General features: G+C 45.7%; 1 protein-coding gene. It reads left to right on the forward strand.

The window, feature by feature from the left end; translation table 11 throughout:
- Positions 1-27 precede the first annotated feature (27 nt).
- On the forward strand, positions 28-545 hold a 518-nt coding region (locus tag SB749_RS18680; protein ID WP_410711618.1), incomplete at its 3' end, for a phosphotransferase.

Below are 545 nucleotides of genomic sequence, written 5' to 3' on the forward strand. Positions count from 1 at the left end.
TACATAAACAGTAATACAAGGGGTGTTATGAGCCATATTCAACGGGAAACGTCTTGCTCTAGGCCGCGATTAAATTCCAACATGGATGCTGATTTATACGGGTATAAATGGGCTCGCGATAATGTCGGGCAATCAGGTGCGACAATCTATCGATTGTATGGGAAGCCCGATGCGCCAGAGTTGTTTCTGAAACATGGCAAAGGTAGCGTTGCCAATGATGTTACAGATGAGATGGTCAGACTAAACTGGCTGACGGAATTTATGCCTCTTCCGACCATCAAGCATTTTATCCGTACTCCTGATGATGCATGGTTACTCACCACTGCGATCCCCGGGAAAACAGCATTCCAGGTATTAGAAGAATATCCTGATTCAGGTGAAAATATTGTTGATGCGCTGGCAGTGTTCCTGCGCCGGTTGCATTCGATTCCTGTTTGTAATTGTCCTTTTAACAGCGATCGCGTATTTCGTCTCGCTCAGGCGCAATCACGAATGAATAACGGTTTGGTTGATGCGAGTGATTTTGATGACGAGCGTAATGGCTG

The sequence above is a fragment of the Brevibacterium sp. SIMBA_078 genome (assembly GCF_046534565.1).
In the GTDB taxonomy this organism is placed as follows: Bacteria; Actinomycetota; Actinomycetes; order Actinomycetales; family Brevibacteriaceae; genus Brevibacterium.